The following is a 21371-nucleotide window of genomic DNA, read 5'->3' on the forward strand; positions in this document are numbered from 1 at the left end:
TGTCTCCTCGAGAACGGGCGGGTCAGGCGCGCTGGGGCGCGGTGTCGGTGGAAGCCTCGGTGGCGGCGGGCCCGGCCGGCGTGCTCGCGGCCTCGGTGGCCGGGGCCGGCGGGGCGGCGGGTGCGGCGGGCCGGGCCGGGGCGGCCGGCTTGCGCAGGAAGAGCACGAGCACCGGGACCGCGTAGGCCACCCAGGCGATCGTCTCCAGCACCGTGGGTGCGGCGGTGATGTTGAACATGCCGGCGAGCAGCGCGCCGTACCAGGCGTTCGGGTCGAGCGTCGAGGAGATGTCGAAGGCCTGGTTGTTCAGGCCGGGCAGCACGCCGGCCTCCTGGAAGTCGTGCACGCCGTACTTGAGGATGCCGGCGGCGACCAGGATCAGCAGCGCGCCGGTCCAGGTGAAGAACTTGCTGAGGTTGATCTTCAGGGCGCTGCGGTAGAGCAGGAAGCCGATCACCACGGCGGTGGCGACGCCGCCGGCCAGCGAGAGCAGCGCGCCGGCGCCGGTGCCGCCGGCCGCGCTCTGCGCGGCGGAGTAGAAGATGAGCGCGGTCTCCAGGCCCTCCCGGATGACCGCCAGGAAGGCCATGCCCGCGACCGCGAGGGAGCCGACGGCGAGCGCCTCGGTGAGCTTGCCCCGCAGTTCGCCGGCGATCGTCCGGGCGGCCGTGCGCATCCAGAAGATCATCCAGGTCACGAAGACCACGGCGGCCACCGAGGTGACGGCCTCGAACAGCTCGCGGTCCTCGGAGCGGGCCAGCAGCGACGTCGAGGTGTACTCGATCAGCCAGCCGAAGACGACGGAGAGCACCACGGCCAGGCCGACCCCGGCCCAGACCTGCGGCAGCCGGTCACGCCGCTGCGACTTCACGAGGAAGGCGACCAGGATGCTGACCACCAGGGTCGCTTCCAGGCCCTCGCGCAGGCCGATCAGGTACGTGGCGAACATCGGTACTCCGTAGTCGGTAAGGCACGCCTCAGTTAACTTAGGGCAGCCATACCTTCCTCCTGATCGGGTCGGCCGTCAAGTTGTTCATGGCCACATCACCCGAACCGTCCGCAGCCCGACACGCGCAGCTCACCGCCGCTTCGCCCCGCGTACGCGAAGGGGACCGGGACGGCCGCGCGGCGGCCGCCTCCGGTCCCCTCCGGACACGGAACTCAGTAGCGGTAGTGCTCCGGCTTGAACGGGCCCTCCTGGGACACGCCCAGGTAGGCGGCCTGCTCCTTGGTGAGGGTGCTCAGCTTGGCGCCGAGCGCGTCCAGGTGCAGCCGGGCGACCTTCTCGTCCAGGTGCTTGGGGAGCACGTACACGCCGACCGGGTACTCGTCGGTCTTGGTGTAGAGCTCGATCTGGGCGATGGTCTGGTTGGCGAACGAGTTCGACATCACGAAGCTCGGGTGGCCCGTGGCGTTGCCCAGGTTCAGCAGGCGGCCCTCGGAGAGCACGATGATGGCGTGGCCGTCCTCGAAGCGCCACACGTCGACCTGCGGCTTGATGTTCTCCCGCGTCACGTCGGAGCGCTTCGCCAGACCGGCCATGTCGATCTCGTTGTCGAAGTGGCCGATGTTGCCGACGATGGCCTGGTGCTTCATCCGGGCCATCTGCTCGTGCGTGATGACGTTGAAGCAGCCGGTCGCCGTGATGAAGATGTCGGCCTGCTCGACCACGTCGTCCAGGGTGGCCACCTGGTAGCCGTCCATGGCCGCCTGGAGGGCGCAGATCGGGTCCACCTCGGTCACCACGACCCGGGCACCCTGGCCGCGCAGCGACTCGGCGCAGCCCTTGCCCACGTCGCCGTAGCCCATGACGACGGCCATCTTGCCGCCGATCAGCACGTCGGTGGCGCGGTTGATGCCGTCGATGAGCGAGTGGCGGCAGCCGTACTTGTTGTCGAACTTGCTCTTGGTCACCGAGTCGTTGACGTTGATGGCCGGGAAGAGCAGGGTGCCGGCGCGGTGCATCTCGTAGAGCCGGTGCACGCCGGTGGTGGTCTCCTCGGTCACGCCCTTGATGCCGGCGGCGATCCGGGTCCAGCGCTGGCCGTCCTCGGCGAGCGAGCGGTGCAGCAGCTGGAGGATGACCGCGTACTCCTCGGAGTCGGCGGACTCGACCGGCGGCACGACACCGGCCTTCTCGAACTCGGCGCCCTTGTGCACGAGCAGGGTGGCGTCGCCGCCGTCGTCGAGGATCATGTTCGGGCCCTGCCCGTCGGGCCAGGTGAGCACCTGCTCGGTGCACCACCAGTACTCCTCCAGGCTCTCGCCCTTCCAGGCGTAGACCGGCACGCCGGCCGGGGCCTCGGGGGTGCCCTCCGGGCCGACGACGATCGCGGCGGCGGCGTGGTCCTGGGTGGAGAAGATGTTGCAGGACGCCCAGCGGACCTGCGCGCCGAGCGCGACAAGGGTCTCGATGAGGACGGCGGTCTGGATGGTCATGTGCAGCGAGCCGGTGATGCGGGCGCCGGCGAGCGGCTGGGCCTCGGCGAACTCGCGCCGGATCGCCATCAGCCCGGGCATCTCGTGCTCGGCGAGCCGGATCTCCTTACGCCCGAACGCGGCGAGCGACAGATCCGCCACCTTGTAGTCGCCCTCGGCGAGGGTGCTCGGCCGGGCTCCGGACGACGCGCCACGGGGGGCCGCCGGGAGGGTGCTGGTCATGGAAGCTCCTGTCGAACGAAGACTGCGCAGCCTTCCACCTTACGCGCGTGGCTTTCTTCTCCCCGGCCCGGTTGGCCGACGCGGTAACGGCCCGGTCGGCGGACAGCGCACGGGGCGGTCGGTCGTGAACGGACTTTCCGCTCACGGCCCGGCCGCCCCGTGCATCCCCCCGGTTTGGTTCCCCCGCGCGTTACCGGACCTTCGTCGCGACAACGCTGCGTACCCATAGAGTCACACCGAGTGACTGGGCCGTCAAGCCGTTTCGGGAAAGTCGGACTTGCTCGCTCAGCGCGCGCCCGCGGTGGCGACGAACGCCTCGCCGTCGCCGCCGAGCACCAGGGGGCCGCCCGCCGCGGCGCCGATCGCCGCCTGGCCGGCCGCCAGGGTGACCCGGCCCACCCCGTCGTCCACGGTGAGCTTGCCGGCGCGGCAGAGCACCACCCGCGGGCCGGGCAGCGCCAGCCGCGCCTCCGGGCCGCCGGGCGTCACCTCGACCCGGTGCAGCGCGAAGTCGTCCACCGGCACCGGCCAGGTCACCACGCCGGGCGCCACCGGCTCCGGCCGCACCACCGGCTCGTCGAGCACCTCGAAGCGCAGCACCCGCAGCAGCTCGTCCACGTCCACGCGCTTCGGGGTGAGCCCGCCGCGCAACACGTTGTCGCTGGCCGCCATGATCTCCACGCCCGTGCCGCGCAGGTAGGCGTGCAGGTTGCCGGCCGGCATCCAGATCGCCTCGCCGGGCGCCAGCCGGACGTGGTGCAGCAGCAGCGCCACCACCACGCCGGGGTCGGCCGGGTAGTCGACCGCCAGCGCGCGGGCCAGCTCGGCGTCCGGCCCGGCGACCTGCGCCGCCAGCACGTCCGCCACCAGCCCGGCGCGCTCCGCCGCCGGCCAGCTCAGCAGCAGGCGTACGGCCTCGCGCAGCCCCGCCGGCCCGGTACGCAGCGCCGCCACCACCGGCTCCAGCGCGGGTACGCCGAACGCCCCGATCGCCGCCGCCGACTCGGCCGGGTCCCGGAACCCGCAGAGCGCCTCGAACTCCGAGAGCGCGACCAGCAGCTCCGGCTTGTGGTACGGGTCGACGTAGTTCACCCGGTCCGCGTCCGCGGCGTACCCGGCCCGGGCCTGCTCGGCGTTCGGATGCGCCTGGAGGCTCAGCGGGGCGTCCGCCGCCAGCACCTTCAACAGGAACGGCAGCCGGGTGCCGAACCGCCCGACCAGGTGCTCGCCCAGCCAGTGGGCCGGCTCGGCGACCAGCAGATCGGTGAGGTCGACCGGGTTGCCCGCCCGGTCCACCGTGGCCGGGGCACCCGGGTGGGCGCCCAGCCACAGCTCGGCCTCCGGCCCGGCGCTCGGCACCGGGCGCCCCTGCAACTCGGCGATCGCGGTGCGGGAGCCCCAGGCGTAGTCCCGGATCCGGCCCTGCAGCAGCTCCACGTCAGCTCCCGGGCCGTCCGGCGGTCCCGTCGCTGCCGGATTCCGGGTCGGGCTGCGGGACGGCCGTGGGCGCGGCCTGCCCGGTGCCCGCGCGGTCCGCCGCCACGCTGTAGATGTCCGGCTCCAGGTAGATGACCCGGGCGATCGGCACGGCGGCGCGGATCCGCGCCTCGACGGCGTTGATGCCCCGAGCCAGCTCCTCGGCGGTCTCGCAGGCCGACACCCCGATCTTCGCGGCCACCATCAGCTCCTCCGGGCCCAGGTAGAGCGTCTTCATGTGGATGATGCGCTCGACCTCCGGCCCCTCGGTCACGGCCTGCTCGATTTTCGCCAGATCGTGGCGTTCCGCACCCTCGCCGAGCAGCAGGCTCTTGGTCTCGATGGCCAGCGTGATCGCGATGATCACCAGCAGTACGCCGATCATCGCGGTGCCGGCCGCGTCCCAGATGCCGTCGCCCGTGATCAGCGTCATCCCCACGCCGAACAGCGCGAAGACCAGACCGACCAGCGCGCCGAAGTCCTCCAGCAGCACCACCGGCAGCTCCGGGGCCTTGGCCCGGCGGATGAACCGCACCCAGGACTGGCTGCCCCGGATGTGGTTGGACTCCTTGATGGCGGTCCGGAACGAGAAGCTCTCCATGGCGATCGCGATCACCAGCACCGCCACCGGGACCCACTGCCAGTCGGTGATCGGCTCCGGGTGCTGCGCCTTGTGGTACGCCTCGTAGAGCGCGAAGAGGCCACCGACGCTGAACAGCACGATCGCCACGATGAACGCGTAGATGTAGCGCTCCCGGCCGTACCCGAACGGGTGTTCCGGGGTGGCCTCGCGCTTGGCCCGCCGGCCGCCGAGCAGCAGCAGGCCCTGGTTGCCCGAGTCGGCGACCGAGTGGATCGACTCGGCCAGCATCGACGAGGAGCCGGTCAGCAGGAACGCGATGAACTTGGTGACGGCGATGCCGATGTTGGCCGCCAGGGCGGCGACGATCGCCCGCGTCCCACCGTTGGCGCTCATGCCTCTCCCCGCCCGATGCCGCACGTGCTCACTGGTTCGCCAGCTCCTTCATCTCGGTGATGGCCGGCACGGCCATCGGGTCCAGTCCGTGTGCCAGGGCGAGGTAGACCGAGGCGAAATCCGGGACCGCCATCAACGAGGCGAGCCGCTCCAGCGCCGACCCGCCCTCGGCGGTGACCACGTCGCAGCGCACGCCGCGCCGCTCGGCGAGGGTCTGCACCGCGTCGGCGCGGCGCTCCTCCACGGCCAGCGGCTCGTCGGTGTCGTCCTCGGCGTTGAGGCCGCCGTCGCGCAGCAGCACCAGCCGCAGCCGGGTGGCGTCGCCGTCGGTCTCCTCGGGGTCGGCGAAGATGTCCCGCTCCCCCTCGACCAGACCGCCGAAGACGCCGTCGAGCAGGCCGACCCGCCCCCGGCCCGCCTCGCCCAGCGCCCCGGTGACCACCGGATAGCGGGCGTTGGCGGAGAGCGTGTCGCCGAAGCGGCGGGCCGCCACGGTGGCCAGCGGCGACGAGCCCCAGACGATCGGGATCGACCCGGACAGGCCCAGGGCCAGCGACTTCGCCGGGTTCACGAAGGACTCGGCGGTGGGCCGGCACCGGTCGGCGTCGGCGTCCAGCCGGGCCGCGGTCTCGGCCAGGTCCGCCTCGTTGACCTTCACGAGCCCGAGCGTACGGGCGGCGAGCAGGACCGGCACGGTGAGCGCCCAGAGACTGGCCCGGGCCGGAGCGCGCCGGGGCACCGGAATGAAGGGCGCGCGGGCCCGCTCGGCCACCGACTGGAGCTGCGAGTCCGGGGCGCCCACGGCAACCAGGCGGGCGCCCCGCCGGTGGGCGGCCTCGGCGGCGCCCAGCGCCTCGGGGCTGCGGCCGGAGGCGCTCACCGCGATCACCACGTCCGCCGCACCGACCCAGCCCGGCACCCCGGCGCTGCGGTGCGGGATCACCGGCACCGGGCAACGCGGCCCGGCCACCGTGGCCAGCACGTCACCGGTACGCCCGGCGGTGCCGATGCCCGCGATGACCACCGCCCGCGGGCGGCCCTCGTCGGCGAGCACGGTCAGGTTCGCCTCGGCGGCCAGCGCCGCCGACTCACGCACCTGCGCGCCGGCCGAGGCGGTGAACCGGAGCATCCCGCCCGGGTCCTGCTCGGCCAGCCGGTCCGGATTGTCCAGCAGTGACTCGTCCGCGTGCCGGTGCCCGCTGACGCCGGCCGTACCCTCCATCATCGCGGCGACCCACCGCGGGCGTCGTCCGTCGCCGGTCCGCCGCGCGCCTCGTCGAGGAGCAGCACCGGCACGTCGTCCCGGACCTCGAAGATCCGACCGCACTCGGTGCAGGTCAGCGTCTGGGCCTGCGGGTCGTAGTCGAGCGGTGCGTGGTGCGTGTCCGGGCAGGCGAGGATCTCGAGCAACTGCGGGTCCAGGGCCACGGCGCGGCTCCTTCCACGTATGCGGTCTCACCGGTCGGCGGTGCCGTCCGGCGCACGCGATCTTATCGGCGAACCGGCGCGGGCACCGCGCCACATCGCGGCACCCGGCGGCCGGTGTGCGGCACCCCGGTCAGGGCCCCGTCACCCACCGTCACCGTAACCCCGGCGACCGGCCGGGTTCCGGTTCAGCGGGGCACGCGGGGCAGCACGGTGGTGGCGTCGCCACCCGCGGCGGCCGGCGGCTCGCCGTCCGGCCGGTCGGTCGTGGCCGTGGGGGCGCCGTAGACGTTCCCCGTCGGGCGCGGCGCCGGGGCGGGCGGCTGCTGCCCGTACACCGGACCGGCGGGCGCGCCCGAGCGGTAGGTCGTGCTGCTGCGCGGCAGCGGGACCGGCGGCAGACCGGCGCCCGGCTGCCCGTCGGTCTTCTCCGCGCGGTTGCGGCGGACCAGCAGCACGATCAGCGCGACGCCGACGAGCACCAGGGCGATGCCGAACCACATGATCGGGGAACCTCCGGAGGACGAGTCGTCGGCCGCGGCGCCGGCGGCCGGGTCGAGCGCGGCGGCGAGCGCCGAGGTGGTGTCGGACTCGGCCGGGGTGGTCGCGGCCGCGCTCGGGGTCGGCGTCGGCGAGGGCTTGCGGGACGGCGTCGGGCTCGGACTGGCGGTGGGTTCCGCGCCCACCACCCGCGCCGCCGTGCTGGACCGGCCGAGCACGCGGCCGTTCGCGGCGCTCGCCTCGCCGGCCACCGTCAACCGCCCGCCGACGGTGCCGGCCAGGAAGGCCACCCGGTAGCGGACCGTGATCCCCTTGCCCTTGCACAGGGCCGCGTTGGCGGGCGAGGTCTGAGCCGTGGCGACCGCGCCACCACCGCCGGACACCGGCACGGGCACCCACCGGCCGCCGGTGGCCACCTGCACCTGGACCTGGTCCGCCCGCAGCCCGTCGAGGCGCAGCCCGAGCGCGGTGCGGAGCAGCACGCACCCGTCCGTACGCTTCCGTACCTCGACCGCCACCGTGCCCGCCGAGGCACCCGCCGTGAAGCGGCTCGCCGAGCGCACCTCCACCCGGTCGTCGGCGGCCAGCGCCGGGGACGCCGCGCCGGCCAGCAGGCCGCCCAGCATCGCGCCGACCGTGGCCCACCGCGCCGCGTGCCGCCTCACCGACATCTCCACCTCACCGTTTCCGCCCCGGACGGGATCCCCGGGTCAGGTTACTACCGGGCCCGAGGGGCACCCGCCCATCGAGCGCCCCGCATGTGCGCCGCGACACCCCACGGCACCGGCTCCATCCTCGACGCGACCAGCCTCGCTCGCATGATCACTTGCGGCGGCTCACGGCGCGTTCGCCCCTCGCCGGGCCGCCGGGCCGCCGGGCCGCCGGGCCGGCCGACGACGGCGCGGTCGCCGCTGCCGGGAACCGGGCCGTCGAGGCCGCTCCGCGACGGCGCCGGTCGCCGTTGCCGGGCCGCCGGGGTTGGCCGACGAGGACGCGGGAGATCTTGGACACTTACCGTTCGCCACGAACGGCAACTGTCCAAGATTCACATCGGCGTGCACCCCCAAAGATCGACGCTGGCTGGAGGCGGCGGTTGGCCGGGGCACGCGCTCGTTGCTGGTTCGCTCTGCCGCCCGGCACGCAGGGTCCCCGGCCCGGCGGTTCCGAACCGGGTCGCCGTTGCCGGCCGGCCATGAGGCGGTTCCGGCCGGGTCGCCGTTGCCGGCCGGCCATGCGGTGATTCCGGCCGGGTCGCGGTTGCCGGCCGGCCATGAGGCGGTTCCGGCCGGGTCGCCGTTGCGGGCCGACCATGAGGCGGTTCCGGCCGGGTCGCCGTTGCGGGCCGGCCATGAGGCGGTTCCGGCCGGGTCGCCGTTGCCGGCCGTCAGGCTCTCGCGGCCGGATCGCCCTTGTCGGATGGTGCGGCGGTTGGGGGGCTGGCGGCGGCGAGTGCCTTGCGGCAGAGCCGATCGGCCGTCCGGGTGGTCTCCGGCAGCCGGTACCGGGGCGTCAGAGCCAGCACCCGGTCGACCGCGTTCTCCAGACTCATGCGGTGCCCGACGCTGACGAAGACCGGCTTCACCCCGTCCCGGGTCCGCAGCACCCGGCCCACCACCTCGCCGCCGTGCGCAGCGGCGTCGAGGCGCCCCGCTCCGGCGCCGGCTCGTCCCAGACCCCGACCAGCGGCGTCTTCCCCACCCCGATCGCGGGCAGCCCGGTCACCAGCCCGAGGTGGCAGGCCAACCCGAACCGGCGCGGATGCGCCAACCCGTGCCCGTCGCAGACCAGCAGGTCGGGCCGGATGGTCAACCGCTCCAGCGCCGCCAGCAACGCCGGCAGCTCACGGAAGGCGAACAGCCCCGGCACGTAGTCGAACGCCGGCCGGCCCACACTCACCGCCTCGTCCACGACGGCGAGGGTGGCCGCGTCCAGCACCGTGACGGCCGCCGCGAGCCGGTCACCACTCTCCGCGTAGGCGACGTCCAGCCCGGCGACCGTCGCGGGCGCGGTCGGCCCCGGCCCGACGAGGTCGACCCGGGACCGCAACTCATCCTGTACGCGCAGCGCCTCCGCCACGTCGGCCGGCGGCTGGTACGGCACTCCCCCGCTCGTCACAGCCGGCGGTCGTCCCGGTCGGGGTCGCGGTCGCCGGCGTCCTGGTGCGGTCCGCCGGTGTGCTGGGGATCCCGCTCGGTGGCCGCTCGCGATTCCGCATCGTCGTTGCTGGCGGTGGTCTTGGTGAGGGCGATGCCGAAGGCCAGGCCGATGCCGATCCCGAAGGCCACGCCGCCGAAGCCGCCGATGGTGAGCAGGCCGATCACGAGTCCGATCAGCAGGCCCGCGACCCAGGAGGCGGCCTGGCGCCGAGACGAACCCGTCATCCGGTCACCGTAACCGTCGGGTGCGAGTCGCTGACCGACGCGGCCGTCTCTCCGCTCCCACTAGGGCGGGCGGTGTCAGCCGGTCGCGATAGTGGGGTCGGCGCCAGGGTCGCCGGCCTGCTGAAGCTGCTCCTCAAACATCACGAACGTCCGTCGACGAATGCCAGTAATCAGCGCAGCCTCCTCCGGCGTGTAGGCACGGCCTTCAGCGATGGCCACATCCTCGATGGCGTTGACCGTTTCGTAGAGCGCGAAGACAGGCCCATCACCTTTGGTATAGCGCCCACGCTCTTCTTCCACGCGCTGCACGAACCGTTCGGCCGAGCGAACGAACACGTCCCCGCCCATCGCGAAAAGGATTTCGTCGATGATGTCGTTGGCCGGTCGCCAGCCGCCCGTCTGCCGATCCAACCTCCAGGCGATAAGCCCACCCTCGGTGGTCGGCAGAATCTTGACCGGAGTGTCGTAATAGTCGTAGTAGCCGGTGCGAGTCAAGCCGTCCGTCGTCTCCGTCATTCCCATCCGCCACTCAAGGTCGATTGGAGCGCAGCCCAGAAGTGCTCACGCTGGCGCTGGACGATGCCCTTACGGATCGCCGACTCCGTTTCTGCCAGGATACGTCCCTGTTCGCGGGGGACTGCTTCGAGATCACGCCACACCTCGAACAGCGAGTGCTCCCACTCCGTCACCCGATCGAGTGCGGCTAGTTGTAGCCGGAACTCCGCAACATGGCCTGTCGAAGTCCGCACCAGGAATTGAATGTCCCGGTAGCCGCTGTCCTGCGGCTCACGGAAGCGGTCTTCGTACCTCGCCACTTGGAGCTGTGAGTTTGCTCTAATATGCGCCAGCCCTAAGTAGAGGTCCTCCAGGGTCCGATACGAGACCCGGCCGGCTGCCAGGTCCCGGAGACGAGAAGCGTTCCCGCCGTGCTTTGCCACCTTGTCCTCGGCCCGCGTACGCTCCTTCGGTCCAGGTCGTGGTTGATACTCGGCGCCATTGGATGACATGCCGGCTAGCTCGCGGCCGAGGGAGTCAAGCTCCCGCTGCGCCTCTGCGGCGGCCACATACAGCTGGTCCAAATAGTGTCCTCGATACGCGAGGTCGCCGGACCGTGCTTCATCGAATCCCGGTTGCAGGGCCGCAGGCCTCTCGCCATCGAAGTGGCAGCTGACCGCGATCTGCTCCTGGCTAAGCGGTGTGGGTTCAACGGGTGATGCCGGTGCTGTCGCAACAACGGCAGCACCTCGATGGGCAATCTCGTCCAGGACCTCGCTCAGGACGTCGATTGCCTTTTGGTGGCTGGCCAGGTGGTGGAGGGTGACGGGGCGGGCGGTCAGCGAGTTGGCGAGTTCTGGCGTCGACAGGATCATCCGGACCAGGTCGGGCCGGTGCGCGAGCTGCCGTACCAGCGTTTCGGCCAGCAGTTCCTCGCCTCGGGGCGGCGCCTCCCACGCGTGGTCGAGCATCTGCTGGACGCGCGGGTCGGCGAGCAGCCTCGTCAGGTCGCCGGCCGCCGCCGGATCCAGTTCGGGTACCAGCCGTTGCAGCGTCGGCCCGTCGACATGTTGTGCCAGCTCGACCGGCGTCACCCCGGCGGCGAAGACGTCGTCCAGGCTCCCGCTAGCGGTCAGCGCATCACGGACGTACAGCCCGGCGGCGATCCGGTCGGCGTGCGCATCGCGGTGCGCGTTCCGCAACTGGACCGCCTCCGAGGCCGCGCCGGGTGCGCTGCCGGGGAACGGGGTGCCGTCCGGCCGGTGGAAGGTGGTGGATTCGCCGAGCAGGTGGACGTGGTTGAAATCCGGAGCGTCGCCGTCGTCCGTCGGTGGCGGCGGATCGAGCGGCCGGGGTGGCGCCGGGTCGGGCAGGACGTTGTAGTCACCAGGCGGCCGCCCGGGGAGTGGCATCGGCCGGCCGTCGGGGCCGAGCACCAGCGCGTCGAGGCCGACCACGTTGCCGGGACTCGGTATCCCGCTGTGGGTGTAGAGCGGGTGTCTGCTCACCCTGCCCATCTGCGGGTCGAGGTAGAGGATCGTCCCGCTCTGGTTCAGCGCCACCCAGGCGTGGGAGCCGCCGCCCTCCATGCCGGTGATGAGGAAGGCGTAGCTGCCGTGGCCACCCGCGGCCAACTGGGCTTGCAGGTCGCGGTAACCGTCCTCGATCACCTCGCGCGTCTCGTGACCGGGGTGGCCGGACAGGGCGGTGGGGCCGAGGTTCTGGAACCGACCGCCCGTGGTTTCCTCGACCCGGCGGGGTCCGTCCGCCTCGCCGCCCACCGGCTTGTGGACGTCCCCCAGGAGGTAGCCGTCGAAGGTGCGCGGCGCGGACACCCGCGGCCGGCCGTGCATCCAGGTCTCGAAGAGCGACAGGGTGCAGTCCAGGCAGTTGATGCCTCGGGTGGCGTCCGCGGCGGGCCCGCCGTCGTTCGCCAACCGGAACCACCCGCCCTGGCGGGGGTCAGCGGTCCGCACCACACTGCCGTCGGGGTTGCGCGGCATCTGCCGCTCCAGGTCGGTCTGGTGCAGTGCGAGGGGCGGCCGGAGTCCACCGCGCATGCCGTACCGCCGGGAGCGGTCGATCGGCGGTGGATGGCCGTGGCCGGTGAGTGCCGAGTCATCCGCCGTCTCCACGGCGCCCCGCGCGAGGTCGGCGACGTCGTCATTGATCCGGTAGAAGTCGAGGTCGTCCTCGACCGTCACCTCGGCGGGCAGCCGTTCGCCGGCACGCACCGCCTCCGCCGCGTCGGTGGCCCGGTAGTGGAACTGCTCTCTACGCCGACCCTCGCGAACGTGCTGGTCGGCGAGTTGCTGCCGCCCCGCCTCGCGCAGTTCGTGCGCTCGCTGAAGAAGCCAGCGCGCGGCTTCATAGTGCTGCTCGGCGACGTCGCGAAGCTTCCTCAGCTCGCCCTGCCGCCGGTTCTCCTCATACAGCTCACGCTGGTGCCGGAGGTAGCCCTGATAGCGGCGTCGGTCGAGGGCCTCCCGGTCGGCCGCCAGTCGCGCGGCCCGGTCCTGGGCCGTCCTCGCGTGCGGCCGCAACGGATCAGAGTGGCCGGGCTGGGACGGCTGTGGGTTCGGTGCCAGGCGCTGTGGGGCCAGCGCTTCCAGCAGTGGGAATCGTGGATTCGAAGCAGGCTGCGAATTCCGGTCGTTGACCGGTGCCCCCGATCCCGGGCCCGTGACCGGTACGGAGTGCGGATTCGCCGTGGGGGCGGCCACCGGTCCGGCGCGGTCCGTCACGGTCCTCACCGGCGTGTGGTTCGGCGGCATCGACGGCGGGGAATGCGGCGGTGAGGGAACGCCGGCGTGCGGGCCGACGGTGGTCGGCAGGGCCGATTGCACCGGACCGATGTGGTTCGACGCACCGACGTCGGGCACGACAGGGCCCTTGACCGGACCGGGCTGGTGCTCGACGGGGCCGGAGGCGACCGGAACCGGCGCCTCGACGGCCACGGACGAGAGCGAGGGGCTGGCCGTGGCCTCCACCCGCGCTAGGCCCGCCGTCATCTCCACGTTCGATCGGCCCGTCGCCACCTCCACGTCCACCGGATGAGCCGGCGGGGCGTCGACCCCCTCCCCGGCATGCCCCGCGTCGAGAGACGAGAGGTGCACCGCAGCCGGCCGACCGCCGACGAGCGCCGCCGGAGGGTTCGGGAGAGAATCGACAGCCCCGGCGTGCGACACCGGTCCGGGGTCCTCGATGAGCGGGGCCGGGTCCGGCATTCGCTGGGAGGGGATCGGCCCGGACGGCGGAAGCCCCGGGTCCACCGGCTGCGCGGGAAGACCGGCCAGTTTCTCGTCGAGCCGATGGCGCAGGGCGTTGTCGGCCTGCCCGGTGGCGGAACCGCTGGCCCCGGATGCCGCCGCCCGGGCGATGTCCTCCAGCGACAGGTCCTGACCGGTCGCCAGCCCCGCCGCGCTCTCGGCCAGCGTCTCGCCGGCCATCTCGCGCCCGAAGCGCTCGCCGATCTCGGCGAACCGCCCGTTCGCGTGGCGCCCGAGGCCGGCCAGCGGCGCGGCCGCCCCGCCGGCGAACCCAGCGAGCCCCGACATGCCCACGTCGGTCAGGTCCAGGCCGTCCCGGCGGCCGGTGGAGTTCTGGTACGCCTGCGTCGCCAGGCTGGTGCCCGCCTCCTGCCCCGCCTCGACCAACCCGGCCAGCACGGCCCGGCGAGCGAGCCCCCGGGCACCGCTCTTCACGACCTCCTTGGCGGCCCGTTCGCCGGCCTCCTTCAGCCCTTCCCTGACGGCCTTGCGGGCCAGCTGGGCCACCAGCCGCCGGAAGATCTGCTGCACCGCGACCCGGCTTGCCGCGATGGCGGCTCCGGCCGCCGGCGAGGCCGCGCCCATGGTCAGCACCGTGGCCACCGCGAGCGAGAGCAGCTCGACGACCAGGATGCCCAGCTCGATCCAGGCCTCGAGCTTGGCGCCCTCGATGTCACAGCCGCACGAGTCGACCAGCTTGCCCAGCTCGCCGGTCGCCGCCACGAGCACGTGCAGCGGCGCGTCCTCGCCCTCGGCGACCTTGCCCCAGGCGATGTCGAAGGCCTGCGCCACCAGGCCGACGCCGCCATATCCGCTGCGAACCTCGCCCGCGGCGGTAACGGCGTCGTTCCGCGGGCCGGCCAGGACGTCGGTCACCCCGTACCACTGATCGGCCAGGTCCCAGACGGCGCGTTCGTTCCCCTCCGGCCATTCGACGCCGACGACCCAGTCGAGCGCCTCGTAGATCCAGCCGGGCACGTCCCAGGGGCAGTGGTCGAGCGGGTGTGGGATCGGGCTGGGCAGCATGCTCACGCGCGGATCCTCCGGTGGTCAGCGCCAGGGCCGGTGCGGGTTGTGCTGCTGGTGCGGGATCTCGCCGAGCTGGCGCGCGTTGGTCAGGTCGGTCTCGACCGTGGCGACGACGGAACGCACCACGTCGGTGCCCAGCCCTTCGAGCGAGCGGCCGAGGATCTCCCAGGCCCGCAGCAGGGTCTCCGCGTAGCCCTGGTAGTGCTTGTCGAAGGCGGCGCCGATGTCGTCCCGGCCCCACGGCTGCTGCGCGCCGGCCGCCGCGATCGGGTCGCCCGCCTCCCGCCGCGACGTGGTGACGGCCTCCCCGGCCAGCGCGAGGTCGGCGCCACCGCGTCGGGCCCGGTCCGGGGCCAGCCAGATCTTCCCGTCGGCCACGGCCGTCACTCGCCGCGTGACAGGACCGCGTCGGCCCGGCCCAGCAGGGCGCCGAAATCATGGGTACGCAGGAACTCCACCGACGGCGAGCCGGGCGGCAGGTAGCCGGCGACCAGCTCGTGGGTCGCGGCGACCGCGGCGCGGGACGCCCGCAGCACGGTCTCGGTGATCTTCCGGCTCAGCGCCGGGGCGTCCCGGTCGTGGAACACGGAGGGAGCGACCTCGACGCTGATCACCTCACCGCGGGCACCCACGACCGCCGTGACCTGGCCGTCGTCGGAGCGTTCGGTCACCCGCAGCTCGGCGAGCCTGATCTGGAGTTCGTCCAAACCGGACCGCAGTCGCTGGTACTGGCCGTACACCTCGTCGAACCGCGCTCGCAGCGCGCGGTTGGCATCCCGGTCCGCGCTCTCGGCCACCACCGCTCCCCCTCCGTCACCGTCAGTAGGCCCGACCATACCGGGCGCCACGGAATCCGTGGGGTCCGGTAACTTCAGGCTGTGATCGAACGACAGCAGGCCGAACAACTCGCCGCCGTCTGGGCCCGACGGGACTCCGAGCGCCTGGGATTCCCGTGCACGCCGGTGGTCGAGGAGTTCGACCTGGGCTACCTGGTCATGTCCACTGTGGCCGCCGCAGCCAGGGCCCTGCCCGGCGATCTGCCGACCACGGTCATCGACAAGGAGACCGGCGAGGTGTCGACCTGGCCACGGGTGCCGGCCGCTGTCGTCGAGCAGATGTTCCGGCAGCGCCGGCCGACCGGGCCGGCCGCGCCGCGCACCGTCGACCCGGCCGACCAACTGCTCCGCGAGATCACCCGGCTGCCCACGCCAGGCGCCGCCGCACATCTCACCCTCGACGGTCGCACGCACGTCGCGCACGGCGCCAAGGGCGACCTCGAACTGCGCCACCATCCGCTGGTCCAGTCCTACCTGGACGGGCTGCCACCGGGCCACCTGGTCCGGGGCGGCGAGCGGCACGCCGAGATGATCGTCGTCTCCGACGTCCTGCACGAGCAGGACCACCGACGTGCGGCGGAGGCCCTTCCGCCGCTCACGATCGAGGAAGCCCGAGCGCTCCTCGGCTCGGGGCGGTTCGAGGTGTTGCGCATCCGGGAACCAGGAGATCCCGCCGGTGGGCCGGCGGAGCTTCCCTGCGACTCCTGCATCACCTTCCTGGTGCGCTTCAACGTCCTTCCGTGGTCCGATCTCGCACACACCGAAGAGTCGCGGCCCGAGCCGCGGCAGGTCATTCAGCCCGGCCGCTTCCCCGACGAGGTCGGGCACGCGCTCATGAGTGCGGGCTGGCAGATCAGCATGTTCAACGAGGCGCTCGCGATGGGCGCGATCGCCGACACCCGCAAGATCGCCGGACGGCAGCACCGGCATGAGGTGTTCCCGGCGGCCGAACGAACGCTCACCGCCTTCCCGGCGATCCTCAGCCATCGGCGGGGGCCGGGACGGGACGTGTGGATCAGCGAGTTCACCACGAATCCGGTGCGCGGCGCCCACAGCGCCGACACGCTCGCGGATTTCGGCGCGGTGCTCGGCACCCGGCTGTTCCCGCTCGGCAGCGAGCGCCAGGAGAGCATCCTCGCCGTCGACGAGCGCGGCCGGGTCTTCGCCCTCGATCAGGCCGGCGAGTGGTTCCTCGGCGCCGACATCGACGCCGCCCTCACCACGCTGCTGCTCGGCCGCGCCCCCGGCCGGGTCCGCGACGACGGCACCTGGTGAGTCGCGTCAGAGCTTCACCCCGGTCAGCACCATGACGCGCGGCTCCGTGTAGTCGTCCATGGCGCTGCGCAGCCCTTCCCGGCCCACGCCCGAGCCCTTCACCCCGCCGTACGGCATCTGGTCGGCCCGGTACGACGGCACGTCCCCGACGATCACGCCGCCGACCTCCAGGGTCCGGGCCGCGAGGAACGCGGTCTGCAGGTTGTGGGTGAACACGCCGGCCTGCAGCCCGTACGCCGAGTCGTTGACCGCGGCGAACGCGGCCTCGGCGTCGGTGACCGGGGCGACCACCAGCACCGGCCCGAACACCTCCTCGGTGCTGACCTTGGTCGACGACGGCACCCCGCTGAGGACGGTCGGCGGGTAGGTGGCGCCGTCGCGCCGACCGCCGACCTCGATGGTGGCTCCGGCGGCGACCGCCTCGTCGACCCACGCCTCGACGCGTTCCGCCGCCTCGACGGAGACCAGCGGGCCCACGTCGGTCAGCTCGGAGGCCGGGTCGCCGGTGCGCAGCTCCTCGACGGCCGCGACGAGCCGGGGCAGGAAGCCGTCGTAGAGCCATTCGTGCACGTACACCCGCTGCACCGCGATGCACGACTGCCCGGCCTGGTAGTTGGAGAAGGTGGCGATCCGGTGCGCGGCGAAGGTGAGGTCCCCGTCGGAGGCCCAGTCCTCGCAGATGACCGCCGCGGCGTTGCCGCCGAGTTCGAGGGTGACGTGCTTGTCGGGGGCGGCCCGGCGGATGGCCGCGCCGACCGGCCCGGAGCCGGTGAACGACACCACGGGCAGGCGGGGGTCGGCGACCAGGTCGGCGGCGCGCTCGTTGGGCAGCGGCAGCACCGAGAACATGCCCTCCGGCAGGTCGGTCTCGGCCAGGATCTCGCCGAGCAGCAGCGCCGAGAGCGGGGTGGCCGGGGCCGGCTTGACCACGACGGGGGCGCCGACGGCGATGGCCGGGGCGACCTTGTGCGCGACGAGGTTGAGCGGGAAGTTGAACGGCGTGATCCCCAGGACGGGGCCGCGGGGCACCCGCCGGACCAGGGCGATCCGGCCGGTGGCCGCGGGGTCGGTGTCCAGGCGTTGCAGCTCGCCGGAGAAGCGCCGGGCCTCCTCGGCGGCCCAGCGGAACGTCGAGACCGCGCGGCCCACCTCGGCCTTCGCCCACTTCACCGGCTTGCCGTTCTCGGCGGTGATGAGCGCGGCGACCTCGTCGGCCCGCTCGGCCAGTCGCCGGGAGACGTGGTCGAGGGCCGCCGCGCGGACGTGCGCGGGCAGGGCCGCGGCCGCCGCGGCCACCTCGGCGGCTGCCGCGACGGCGGCCTCGACCTGGTCGGGCGTGGCGAGGGTGGTACGCCCCACCGTCCGGCCGTCGTAGGGGTGGGTGACGGTCAGCTCACCCTCGCCGTGGGCGGGGCGGCCGGCGACATAGAAGGCTCTCGGCTCCACGCTCGGCAGCGTAGACCACGCAACGCCGCGCGGAAACAGTTGCTCAAACCCTTGTCTGCCTCGGATTCAGTAGCCAAGATGGCAGTCAGATTGCGATAACCTCCGCTGACCTTCCCCCCGGCCACCCCTCGGAGACATCTGATGAGCGATCAGCAGCAGCTGCGCAACTTCGTCAACGGCGAGTACGTCGACCCGGTGGACGGCGGCTACGCCGACCTCGTCGACCCGTGCACCGGCGAGGTCTTCGCCCAGGCGCCGGTCTCCGGGGCGGCGGACGTGGACGCGGCCATGAAGGCGGCCGCCGCCGCGTTCGAGACGTGGCGGGACGCCACCCCGGGCGAGCGCCAGAAGGCCCTGCTCAAGCTCGCCGACGCGGTGGAGGCCCGGGCGGCCGAGCTGGTCGACGCCGAGGTCCGCAACACCGGCAAGCCCCGCCAGCTCACCGCCGACGAGGAGCTCCCGCCGGCGGTGGACCAGTTCCGGTTCTTCGCGGGGGCCGCCCGCCTGCTGGAGGGGCGCTCGGCCGGCGAGTACATGGCCGGGCACACCTCCTACGTGCGGCGCGAGCCGATCGGCGTCTGCGCCCAGGTCACGCCCTGGAACTACCCGCTCATGATGGCGGTCTGGAAGATCGCCCCGGCCCTGGCGGCCGGCAACACGGTGGTGCTCAAGCCGTCCGACACGACCCCGGTGTCGACGCTGCTGCTCGCCGAGATCGCCTCCGAGTTCTTCCCGCCGGGCGTGTTCAACGTGGTCTGCGGCAACCGGGACACCGGCCGCGCGCTGGTGTCGCACCCGACCCCGCAGTTCGTCTCGATCACGGGGTCGACCCGGGCCGGCATGGAGGTCGCCGCGGCGGCCGCGCCGGACCTCAAGCGGACCCACCTGGAGCTGGGCGGCAAGGCCCCGGTCGTGATCTTCGACGACGCGGACGTGGCGGCGGCTGCCGAGGCCATCGCGGTGGGCGGCTACTTCAACGCCGGCCAGGACTGCACGGCCGCGACCCGGGTGCTCGCCGGGCCGGGCATCCACGACGACTTCGTGGCCGCCCTCGCCGAGCAGGCCCGCAACACGAAGACCGGCGCGCCGGACGACGAGGACGTGCTCTACGGCCCGCTGAACAACGCCAACCAGCTGGCCCGGGTGCGGGGCTTCGTCGACCGGCTGCCGGACCACGCGAAGGTCGACACCGGCGGCTCGCAGGTCGGCGAGCGCGGCTACTTCTACGCCCCGACCGTGGTCTCCGGCGTCCGCCAGGCCGACGAGATCATCCAGGACGAGGTGTTCGGCCCGGTCATCACCGTGCAGCGCTTCTCCGACGAGGACGAGGCGGTGCGCTGGGCCAACGGCGTGGACTACGGCCTCTCGGCCTCGGTCTGGACGAAGGACCACGGCCGGGCCATGCGCATGACCCGCCGGCTGGACTTCGGCTGCGTCTGGGTGAACACCCACATCCCGTTCGTCTCGGAGATGCCGCACGGCGGCTTCAAGCACTCCGGGCACGGCAAGGACCTCTCGGTCTACAGCCTGGAGGACTACACCCGGATCAAGCACGTCATGCACAACATCGAGGGCTGACCCATGTCCAGCGAGGAACTGCACAAGCGCCGCGGGGCGGCCGTGGCCCGGGGCGTCGGCAGCACCATCACCTCCTACGTCGACCGCGCGGGCGGCGGGACGATCACCGACGTCGACGGGCGGGAGTGGATCGACTTCGCGGCCGGCATCGCGGTCGCCAACGTGGGCAACTCGGCGCCCAGGGTGGTCGAGGCGGTCCGGGCGCAGGTCGAACGCTTCACCCACACCTGCTTCATGGTCGCGCCCTACGAGTCGTACGTGGCCGTCTGCGAGCAGCTCAACGCGCTGACGCCGGGCGACTTCGAGAAGCGCTCGGCGCTGTTCAACTCGGGCGCCGAGGCGGTGGAGAACGCCGTGAAGATCGCCCGGCACGCCACCGGCCGGCCGGCGGTCGTGGTGTTCGACCACGCGTACCACGGCCGGACCAACCTGACCATGGCGCTGACCGCGAAGAACATGCCGTACAAGCACCGGTTCGGGCCGTTCGCCGGTGAGGTCTACCGGGTGCCCATGTCGTACCCGTTGCGCGACGGCGGCCTCGACGGGGCGACCGCGGCGGCGCGGGCCGTCGAGATGGTGGAGAAGCAGGTCGGCGCCGAGAACGTGGCGGCGCTGCTCATCGAGCCGATCCAGGGCGAGGGGGGTTTCGTGGTGCCGGCCGACGGGTTCCTGCCGGCGCTGCGCGAGTGGGCGACCGCCGCCGGGGTGGTGTTCGTCGCCGACGAGATCCAGACCGGGTTCTGCCGGACCGGCGACTGGTTCGCCTGCCAGCACGAGGGCGTCGAGCCGGACCTCGTCACCCTGGCCAAGGGCATCGCCGGCGGGCTGCCGCTCGCCGCGGTCACCGGCCGGGCCGAGCTGATGGACGCGGTGCACGTCGGCGGCCTCGGCGGGACGTACGGCGGCAACCCGATCGCCTGCGCCGCCGCGCTCGCGGCCATCGAGACCATGCACGAGCTGGACCTGGCTGCCGCCGCCCGGCGGATCGGCACCGTGATGGTCGACCGGCTGCGCGCGATCGCCGCCCGCGACCCGCGCGTCGCCGAGGTACGCGGCCGGGGCGCCATGCTCGCCGTGGAGATCGTCCAGCCGGGCACGCTGACCCCGGACCCGGCCGCCACGACGGCGATCTCGGCGGCCTGCCACGCGGCCGGGCTGCTCACCCTCACCTGCGGCACGTACGGCAACGTGCTGCGCTTCCTGCCCCCGCTCGTCATCTCCGACGACGAGCTGGCCCGTGGCCTGGACATCCTGGAGGCCGCCTTCGGCTGACCGAGGTCAGCCCCGATCGTGGAACACCACGGGCGTCGATCCCCCCAGGTACCGCCCGTGGTGTTTCACCCCAGGCCCCCGGTGCACGCAACTCCCCCACGAACTCGGCGACTGGCTTCTCATCCGGCCGAGCCACCCACTCCTCGGCGGTCCGTCACACCGCGGCGACACCGTCGATCCGCTCGTCCCGCAGTGCCGCGAGCTCGCTGACGAACGTCGGCTCGAGCCGGAGCGGGCACGGGCCGACACGTCCGATCCTCCACAGGGGTCCCGTGCGCCGCCGTCCTGTCCTATAGTCCTACTGTCGTAGGACAATAGAAGGGCGTCGCGTGATCGAGTTCGTTCTGGACGGCCGGTCCAAGGTGAACACCTATGTGCAGCTGATCCAGCAGGTCAAACAGGCTCTGCGGGTGGGGCTGCTGACGGCCGGCGACCAGTTGCCGAAGGTCCGCGACGTCGCGCAGTCGCTGGCCATCAACCCGAACACGGTGCTGAAGGCGTATCGCGAGCTGGAGATCGAAGGTCTGGTCGAGGGCCGCCCCGGCGTGGGCACCTTCGTCCGCGACAGCGTCGCCGGCTCGTCGCTGGCCGATCAGGCCGAGCTCCGCGAGGAGCTGGTGGCCTGGCTGCACCGCGCCCGCGCTGCCGGGCTCACCCCTGAAGACGTCACCGCCCTGGTCGAGACCACCATGCGGGCCGCGCTCGCCGCCGAGTCGTCGCGCGCCGAACCCGCCTCAGCAGGATGAGAGGA

General features: G+C 72.9%; 17 protein-coding genes and 1 pseudogene. 4 read left to right on the forward strand and 14 right to left on the reverse strand.

What is annotated here, in order from left to right:
- Positions 1-22 precede the first annotated feature (22 nt).
- From efeU to GA0070214_RS06065, 13 genes and pseudogenes are all read right to left on the reverse strand, one after another.
- Positions 23-949, reverse strand: coding sequence for an iron uptake transporter permease EfeU (gene efeU / locus GA0070214_RS06005; RefSeq protein WP_091260037.1), 927 nt, complete (start codon positions 947-949; stop codon positions 23-25).
- 212 nt (positions 950-1161) lie between these two features.
- Positions 1162-2661: an adenosylhomocysteinase gene (gene ahcY / locus GA0070214_RS06010; protein ID WP_091260039.1), complete on the reverse strand. Its 1500-nt coding sequence runs from the start codon at positions 2659-2661 to the stop codon at positions 1162-1164.
- A 285-nt stretch (positions 2662-2946) separates the two neighbouring features.
- Positions 2947-4098, reverse strand: a complete 1152-nt coding sequence (manA, locus tag GA0070214_RS06015) for a mannose-6-phosphate isomerase, class I (protein WP_091260041.1) — start codon at positions 4096-4098, stop codon at positions 2947-2949.
- Between the two features lies 1 nt (position 4099).
- Positions 4100-5113 (reverse strand): cation diffusion facilitator family transporter, encoded by a 1014-nt coding sequence (locus GA0070214_RS06020; protein ID WP_091260042.1) that lies wholly within the window; start codon positions 5111-5113, stop codon positions 4100-4102.
- Positions 5114-5141: 28 nt separating this feature from the next.
- Complete coding sequence (locus tag GA0070214_RS06025; RefSeq protein ID WP_091260044.1) at positions 5142-6338, reverse strand: SIS domain-containing protein; 1197 nt, start codon at positions 6336-6338, stop codon at positions 5142-5144.
- Complete coding sequence (locus GA0070214_RS06030) at positions 6335-6541, reverse strand: Trm112 family protein (RefSeq protein ID WP_091260046.1); 207 nt, start codon at positions 6539-6541, stop codon at positions 6335-6337. Before GA0070214_RS06030 ends, GA0070214_RS06025 begins: the two co-directional genes overlap by 4 nt.
- A 185-nt stretch (positions 6542-6726) precedes the next feature.
- Positions 6727-7710: a hypothetical protein gene (locus tag GA0070214_RS06035; protein WP_091261387.1), complete on the reverse strand. Its 984-nt coding sequence runs from the start codon at positions 7708-7710 to the stop codon at positions 6727-6729.
- Between the two features lie 713 nt (positions 7711-8423).
- Positions 8424-9154, reverse strand: a pseudogene (gene nfi / locus GA0070214_RS06040) (deoxyribonuclease V).
- On the reverse strand, positions 9151-9420 hold the full coding sequence (locus GA0070214_RS06045; protein WP_091260048.1) for a hypothetical protein: 270 nt from the start codon (positions 9418-9420) through the stop codon (positions 9151-9153). The pseudogene nfi and the gene GA0070214_RS06045 overlap by 4 nt, the downstream one beginning before the upstream one ends.
- 75 nt (positions 9421-9495) lie before the next feature.
- Complete coding sequence (locus tag GA0070214_RS06050) at positions 9496-9936, reverse strand: hypothetical protein (RefSeq protein WP_091260051.1); 441 nt, start codon at positions 9934-9936, stop codon at positions 9496-9498.
- Positions 9933-14210, reverse strand: coding sequence for a toxin glutamine deamidase domain-containing protein (locus GA0070214_RS06055; RefSeq protein WP_244167608.1), 4278 nt, complete (start codon positions 14208-14210; stop codon positions 9933-9935). Before GA0070214_RS06055 ends, GA0070214_RS06050 begins: the two co-directional genes overlap by 4 nt.
- Before the next feature lie 24 nt (positions 14211-14234).
- On the reverse strand, positions 14235-14591 hold the full coding sequence (locus GA0070214_RS06060; protein ID WP_091261389.1) for a hypothetical protein: 357 nt from the start codon (positions 14589-14591) through the stop codon (positions 14235-14237).
- A gap of 5 nt (positions 14592-14596) precedes the next feature.
- Entirely contained in the window at positions 14597-15010 is a 414-nt protein-coding gene (locus tag GA0070214_RS06065; protein WP_091261391.1) for a YbaB/EbfC family nucleoid-associated protein, read from the reverse strand.
- 81 nt (positions 15011-15091) lie between these two features.
- Between GA0070214_RS06065 and GA0070214_RS06070 the strand changes: the two genes are divergently transcribed.
- Complete coding sequence (locus GA0070214_RS06070) at positions 15092-16324, forward strand: SUKH-3 domain-containing protein (RefSeq protein ID WP_091260055.1); 1233 nt, start codon at positions 15092-15094, stop codon at positions 16322-16324.
- A gap of 6 nt (positions 16325-16330) precedes the next feature.
- On the opposite strand, the gene GA0070214_RS06075 is transcribed toward GA0070214_RS06070, so the two are convergent.
- Positions 16331-17770, reverse strand: coding sequence for an aldehyde dehydrogenase family protein (locus GA0070214_RS06075; RefSeq protein WP_091260057.1), 1440 nt, complete (start codon positions 17768-17770; stop codon positions 16331-16333).
- Positions 17771-17911: 141 nt separating this feature from the next.
- On the opposite strand from GA0070214_RS06075, the gene GA0070214_RS06080 reads away from it, so the two are divergent.
- The 3 genes from GA0070214_RS06080 to GA0070214_RS06090 all read left to right on the forward strand — a co-directional run bounded on the left by GA0070214_RS06080 (position 17912) and on the right by GA0070214_RS06090 (position 21366).
- The gene (locus GA0070214_RS06080) at positions 17912-19348 is read left to right on the forward strand and encodes a gamma-aminobutyraldehyde dehydrogenase (RefSeq protein WP_091260058.1); all 1437 of its coding nucleotides are present in this window, start codon (positions 17912-17914) and stop codon (positions 19346-19348) included.
- Between the two features lie 3 nt (positions 19349-19351).
- Entirely contained in the window at positions 19352-20620 is a 1269-nt protein-coding gene (gabT, locus tag GA0070214_RS06085) for a 4-aminobutyrate--2-oxoglutarate transaminase (protein ID WP_091260060.1), read from the forward strand.
- A gap of 329 nt (positions 20621-20949) precedes the next feature.
- Positions 20950-21366, forward strand: coding sequence for a GntR family transcriptional regulator (locus tag GA0070214_RS06090; RefSeq protein ID WP_091260062.1), 417 nt, complete (start codon positions 20950-20952; stop codon positions 21364-21366).
- Positions 21367-21371 lie beyond the last annotated feature (5 nt).

The sequence above is a fragment of the Micromonospora chaiyaphumensis genome (assembly GCF_900091435.1).
Classification (GTDB): domain Bacteria; phylum Actinomycetota; class Actinomycetes; order Mycobacteriales; family Micromonosporaceae; genus Micromonospora; species Micromonospora chaiyaphumensis.

Excerpts from the sequence above, each read along its gene's own strand:
- efeU (WP_091260037.1), bottom strand. The coding sequence starts at position 949 with ATGTTCGCCACGTACCTGATCGGCCTGCGCGAGGGCCTGGAAGCGACC.
- ahcY (WP_091260039.1), bottom strand. The coding sequence starts at position 2,661 with ATGACCAGCACCCTCCCGGCGGCCCCCCGTGGCGCGTCGTCCGGAGCC.
- GA0070214_RS06020 (WP_091260042.1), bottom strand. The coding sequence starts at position 5,113 with ATGAGCGCCAACGGTGGGACGCGGGCGATCGTCGCCGCCCTGGCGGCC.
- GA0070214_RS06025 (WP_091260044.1), bottom strand. The coding sequence starts at position 6,338 with ATGATGGAGGGTACGGCCGGCGTCAGCGGGCACCGGCACGCGGACGAG.
- GA0070214_RS06035 (WP_091261387.1), bottom strand. The coding sequence starts at position 7,710 with ATGTCGGTGAGGCGGCACGCGGCGCGGTGGGCCACGGTCGGCGCGATG.
- GA0070214_RS06045 (WP_091260048.1), bottom strand. The coding sequence starts at position 9,420 with ATGACGGGTTCGTCTCGGCGCCAGGCCGCCTCCTGGGTCGCGGGCCTG.
- GA0070214_RS06050 (WP_091260051.1), bottom strand. The coding sequence starts at position 9,936 with ATGACGGAGACGACGGACGGCTTGACTCGCACCGGCTACTACGACTAT.
- GA0070214_RS06055 (WP_244167608.1), bottom strand. The coding sequence starts at position 14,210 with ATGCTGCCCAGCCCGATCCCACACCCGCTCGACCACTGCCCCTGGGAC.
- GA0070214_RS06080 (WP_091260058.1), top strand. The coding sequence starts at position 17,912 with ATGAGCGATCAGCAGCAGCTGCGCAACTTCGTCAACGGCGAGTACGTC.
- gabT (WP_091260060.1), top strand. The coding sequence starts at position 19,352 with ATGTCCAGCGAGGAACTGCACAAGCGCCGCGGGGCGGCCGTGGCCCGG.